The organism is Novosphingobium sp. (assembly GCF_049240505.1).
GTDB lineage: Bacteria > Pseudomonadota > Alphaproteobacteria > Sphingomonadales > Sphingomonadaceae > Novosphingobium.
This window is the reverse complement of the sequence record NZ_JBMLSM010000188.1, coordinates 1-4,497: the sequence shown is the minus strand read 5'-3', so window position 1 is coordinate 4,497 and position 4,497 is coordinate 1. Positions and strand designations below refer to the sequence as shown.

Genomic DNA, 4,497 nt, shown 5'->3' with positions numbered 1-4,497 from the left:
AGTTCTGGCTGGCGATGCTGCCGACCCGCACCCCGCGCGGGGTGGTGGTGGTCGACCCGCCCTATGAGCAGACGGACGAGCGCGCGCGGATCGTGACGACGTTGGCCGCTGCGCACCGCAAATGGGCACATGGCGTAACGGTGATCTGGTATCCGCTGAAAGACCGGTCTGCGCATGTGCACTGGAAGGAAAAGCTGCGCAGGCTTGGCATTCCGAAGTTTCTGGTGGTGGAGCATTGGCTCTACGATGCTGATCAGCCCGGCATCTACAACGGCGCGGGGTTGTTCATCGTAAACCCGCCTTATGCCTTTACGCAGGCGCTGGCGCCGATGCTTGAAGCCCTGCGCGCCGCACTGGCGCCGGAGGGGCATCGGGGGGAGATCGTGGCAGAGTGGTTGGGGGCGTAAGCCCTCAGGCTAAGGATAGCTCACCGTAGTCGCCACCTTGGGCAGGGGGATGAACTCCTGCTCATCGCCCGGCACTTTCGGGAAGCGGCCTTCCTGCCAGTCGGCCTTGGCCTGATTGATACGGTCGCGGCTGGAGCTGACGAAGTTCCACCAGACGTGGCGTTTGGTGGTGAAGGCTTCGCCGCCCATGAGCATCACGCGGCCACCGGTTTCGGATTGCAGTTTCAGCACTGCGCCGGGGGCGAGAACGACGAGGTCGTAGAGGGCGAGCGGCACGCCGTCGATGCTGGCCTCGCCGCCGACGAGCATGACGGCACGTTCGTCGGCTTCGGCGTCGATGGGGAGCGTGCCGCCGGGGGCCAGCAGGATTTCGGCGTAGATCGTGGCGGCGTGCTGGGTGGTGGGGGCGGTCTGGCCCCAGAGGGTGCCCATGATCACGCGGGCGCTGACGCATACGTCTTCTACCAGCGGCAGATTGGTGCCCTGTTCGAAGGCGGGGGCGATCTCTTCCTTGCCATCGGGCAGGGCGAGCCAGGTTTGCATTCCGTAGAGATGCGGGCCGCTGGGGCGCTCGGTTTCGGGCGAGCGTTCGGAATGGGCGATGCCGCTGCCCGCGGTCATCAGGTTGACCTGTCCGGGGCGGATCGTGGCGAAGGAGCCGAGACTGTCGCGGTGGTCGATTGCGCCTTCAAACAGCCAGGTGACGGTGGCGAGGTTGATGTGCGGGTGCGGGCGCACGTCCATCGCCGTGCCCGGCGGCAGGTGCGCGGGGCCGAACTGGTCGATGAAAATGAACGGGCCGACCATCGTGCGCTGGCGCGAGGGGATGGCGCGGCGAACCTCGAACGCGCCGAGATCATGGGCGACGGGGGTGATCGTCTGGATGATGGAATCGGTCATGCGTCAGCCTCAAGATCGAGCAGGTCCAGCACGTTCACGGGGAACAGCGGTTCGTGCCAGTTTGCCAGTTCCGCGCGGGTAAACCAGCGAAATTCCTTGATAAGTTCACGTTCGATCTGGGTGTGGCCAGTGTTATCGGGCGTGAAGCTGCGGGTGGTGACACGGAAGAAGCGTTCGTCCGAGGTGATGGGTTCGCCTTCGAGCGTCAGGTAATCGTCGGCGCGGGCGGCGACTTCTGCGCCGCAGGTTTCCACGCGCAGGCCGGTTTCCTCGAACAGTTCGCGAATGGCCGCTGAGTGGAAATCCTCGCCCGGATCGCATTCGCCGCCGACACCGCACCAGAATGGGCGGCGGTCCTTGGGGGCGAAGCGGATCAGGAGCAGGCGGTCATGCTCGTCCATCAAGAGGATGCGCGCGGCACGGCGGATGCGGCGCGTGGCCACCGCCATTTCACTCACCGGGCGCGGTCGCCTTGATCGCAAGCGCGTGGACGCGCTGGCCGGGGAGATCGCCCAGCGCCTTGTTGACCATGCGCTGGCGGTTGACGCGCGATTGGCCGGTGAAGGCGGGGCTTTCTATCTCCACGGTGAAGTGCGATTCGCCGGTGCCATCATCGCCCATGTGGCCTGCGTGGCTGGCGCTGTCGTTGATCACGGCGAGGCGGGTGGGGGTGAGGGCGGCGGTCAGCAGCCGTTCGATTTCCTGTGCGATTGGTCCGGTCATGGGTTTTCTTCTAGCGCTTTGATCGCCATGTGGAAGCCACATGCGACATGACAAGTTCCACGGCCGCGTTCAGGATACCGGACGCATCTGCAATGCTCCCGGTTGTGACGAGCCGGGCGAGTTCCGTGCGCCCGGCGCGCGCGGATCAGGGTTTGACGGTCCGGGCGACTACCGCTGGTTCTGCCTTGATCATGTGCGACAGTTCAATTCAGGATACGATTTCTTTGCCGGGATGACGCCGGACGAAATCCTGCGCGCGCAATCGCCCATCGCCGGGTGGGAGAGGGAAACGCGCGCGTTCCGGCCCGATGCGGGCATCGACCAGGCGCCGCGCTGGAGCGATTTTGCCGATCCGCTGGAGGCGATTGCGCAGCGTGCCAAGGCGCGCCGGGCCGATCACCAGAAGGCTGCCGACGCCGCGCGGCGGGGAATCAGCCCGGACGAGCGCAAGGCCTATGATGCGCTCCATCTGGCCTATGACGCGGATCGACGGACATTGCGCAGCCGCTATTCAGAGCTTGTGCGCAAGTATCACCCGGACCGTAACGGCGGCGATCGCCGTTACGAAGGACGGCTGCAGGAAGTTGTGGAGGCTTACAACCTGTTGAAAGGCAGCGCTCTTTTTGGCTGAAAGTGGCTGATTATAAGGCTTTTGGGCTTTGAGGCTTGCAGATTCGCCATCCTGATGCCATCCCGGCTTGATACAAAAACGGTAAAGGCGTGCTATACGGCACATTCCAAGCCTTGCGGGATCGTTACAAGATATGTCGATCTGCGGAGGGGGCTGTGGCGACCGACGATTGCGATACGTACCTGCGGATGGAGGCTGGGGGCGCCGTTCGCGAGATCCCTGTAGCCCGTCTGGGCATTTGCGGCTTTGGCCGCGCACCCTCCAACACCGTGGTGTTGGAGGATAATCTCGCATCGCGTGAACACGCCATGATCCGCCGCAACGCCAGCGGCCATTGCACGCTCAACGATCTTGGAAGCACCAATGGCACCTGGCTGAACGGCAGGCCGGTGCAAACGCCGACGCAGCTCAAATCGGGCGACCGCATCCAGATAGGCCGTCAGACCATCGAATTCGTGCAGGCGGCGGCTCCGGTGGAATTGCCCGATCCGATGGCGGGGCGCACGCAGTTTTTCATGGACCAGCAACTGGTCAGCGCGATGGTGATCGACATTCGCGGCTTCACCCAGCTTTCGGCGGCGATGGGCGAACGCGCGATTGCCGCGATGATGAGCGATATCAACCGTGATGCCGGGCAGTTGCTCGATGCGGCAGGCGCGTGGTCGGTGAAGTTCATTGGCGATGCGATCATGGCGATCTGGCTGCATCCGGCCAACGCGCTGTCCCGGCGTGATGTGGTGACCGTGCTGGACGTGATCAGCGGTTATCAGGAAATCTTCCGGCTGGCCGAGAAGAAGCACAAACCGCCTGCCCTTTTGCGCTTTGGCTGCGGATACAATGCGGGCACCGCCTCTGTCGGCAACATCGGCAGCGGTGCGTCGGCAGACTTCACGGCGATGGGCGAGGCTGTGAACACGGCGTTCCGGCTGGAAACGGCGACGAAGGAAACCGGCTGCGACATTCTTGTGGCAGGCGACGTGTTCAGTGCGCTGGGCGACGTGCGGTTCCATCCCGGCCACATGATCGACGTGGATCTGAAAGGGTATGAGCGCCCGGTGGCGGCGCTGCCGATGAATTTCGGCGGGGTTGGCAGTTTCCTTGAGGCGTTTCTCGCCGCCTGATTTTGACTTGCCTGAAACGAAACGAGGCCCCGGTAAGGGGCCTCGAAACGGTTTGTGGTGACGCGCTGGGATCAGGCGGTGGCAGGCGCTGCGTCACGCACCGACTGGTCAACGTATTCAGCAAACTGCTGGAAGTTGTCGACGAACTTGTGAACCAGTTCCTGCGCGGTCTTGTCGTATTCCTCGGCATCAGACCAGGCTGCGCGCGGGTCGAGCAGCTTGGTGTCCACACCCGGCACTTCGACTGGCACTTCGAAGCCGAAGTTTGCGTCCTTCTTGAAGGTCGCATTGTTCAGGCTACCGTCGAGCGCGGCGTTCAGCAGGGCGCGGGTGGCCTTGATCGGCATACGCTTGATGCCTTCCTGCGTGGCCTTGCCGCCCGACCAACCGGTGTTGACCAGCCAGCATTGCGCGCCGCCCTTGGCGATGCGCTCTTTCAGCAGGTTGCCATAGACTGACGGGTGGCGCGGCATGAACGCGGCGCCGAAGCAGGTGCTGAACGTGGCTTCCGGCTCGGTCACGCCAATCTCGGTTCCGGCGACCTTGGCGGTGTAGCCCGAGAGGAAGTGGTACATCGCCTGCTCTGGCGTGAGCCGCGCGATCGGAGGCAGAACGCCGAAGGCGTCAGCCGTCAGGAAAATGATGTTGGACGGCGGCGGCCCGAGGTTCTTCTCGCTGGTGTTCGGGATGAACTCGATCGGATAGGCGCCGCGGG

General features: G+C 63.8%; 7 protein-coding genes. 3 read left to right on the top strand and 4 right to left on the bottom strand.

Annotated features, from left to right (window positions below):
- Positions 1–407, top strand: a 407-nt coding sequence (gene rlmJ, locus ACOVQ0_RS15350) for a 23S rRNA (adenine(2030)-N(6))-methyltransferase RlmJ (RefSeq protein ID WP_421886285.1), incomplete at its 5' end; no start/stop codon positions are given.
- 9 nt (positions 408–416) lie between these two features.
- Here rlmJ and ACOVQ0_RS15345 read toward each other — a convergent pair.
- The 3 genes from ACOVQ0_RS15345 to ACOVQ0_RS15335 are packed head-to-tail and all read right to left on the bottom strand — an operon-like array spanning position 417 to position 2,030.
- Positions 417–1,307 carry a pirin family protein gene (locus tag ACOVQ0_RS15345; RefSeq protein ID WP_421886282.1) on the bottom strand — a complete coding sequence of 297 codons (891 nt, stop codon included), beginning with the start codon at positions 1,305–1,307 and terminating at the stop codon, positions 417–419.
- Positions 1,304–1,756, bottom strand: coding sequence for an NUDIX hydrolase (locus ACOVQ0_RS15340; protein ID WP_421886288.1), 453 nt, complete (start codon positions 1,754–1,756; stop codon positions 1,304–1,306). Before ACOVQ0_RS15340 ends, ACOVQ0_RS15345 begins: the two co-directional genes overlap by 4 nt.
- A gap of 1 nt (position 1,757) precedes the next feature.
- A complete protein-coding gene (locus ACOVQ0_RS15335) occupies positions 1,758–2,030 on the bottom strand; it encodes a BolA family protein (protein ID WP_421886279.1) in 273 nt (90 codons plus the stop codon).
- 40 nt (positions 2,031–2,070) lie between these two features.
- Between ACOVQ0_RS15335 and ACOVQ0_RS15330 the strand changes: the two genes are divergently transcribed.
- Entirely contained in the window at positions 2,071–2,661 is a 591-nt protein-coding gene (locus ACOVQ0_RS15330) for a DnaJ domain-containing protein (RefSeq protein ID WP_421886276.1), read from the top strand.
- A 155-nt stretch (positions 2,662–2,816) separates the two neighbouring features.
- Positions 2,817–3,782, top strand: coding sequence for an FHA domain-containing protein (locus tag ACOVQ0_RS15325; protein WP_421886273.1), 966 nt, complete (start codon positions 2,817–2,819; stop codon positions 3,780–3,782).
- A 71-nt stretch (positions 3,783–3,853) separates the two neighbouring features.
- On the opposite strand, the gene ACOVQ0_RS15320 is transcribed toward ACOVQ0_RS15325, so the two are convergent.
- A partial coding sequence (locus ACOVQ0_RS15320) for a phosphoenolpyruvate carboxykinase (ATP) (RefSeq protein WP_421886270.1) occupies positions 3,854–4,497 on the bottom strand: 644 nt, incomplete at its 5' end.

Coding starts and splice junctions, on each gene's coding strand:
- ACOVQ0_RS15345 (WP_421886282.1), bottom strand. CDS start 1,307: ATGACCGATTCCATCATCCAGACGATCACCCCCGTCGCCCATGATCTC.
- ACOVQ0_RS15340 (WP_421886288.1), bottom strand. CDS start 1,756: ATGGCGGTGGCCACGCGCCGCATCCGCCGTGCCGCGCGCATCCTCTTG.
- ACOVQ0_RS15335 (WP_421886279.1), bottom strand. CDS start 2,030: ATGACCGGACCAATCGCACAGGAAATCGAACGGCTGCTGACCGCCGCC.
- ACOVQ0_RS15330 (WP_421886276.1), top strand. CDS start 2,071: ATGCGACATGACAAGTTCCACGGCCGCGTTCAGGATACCGGACGCATC.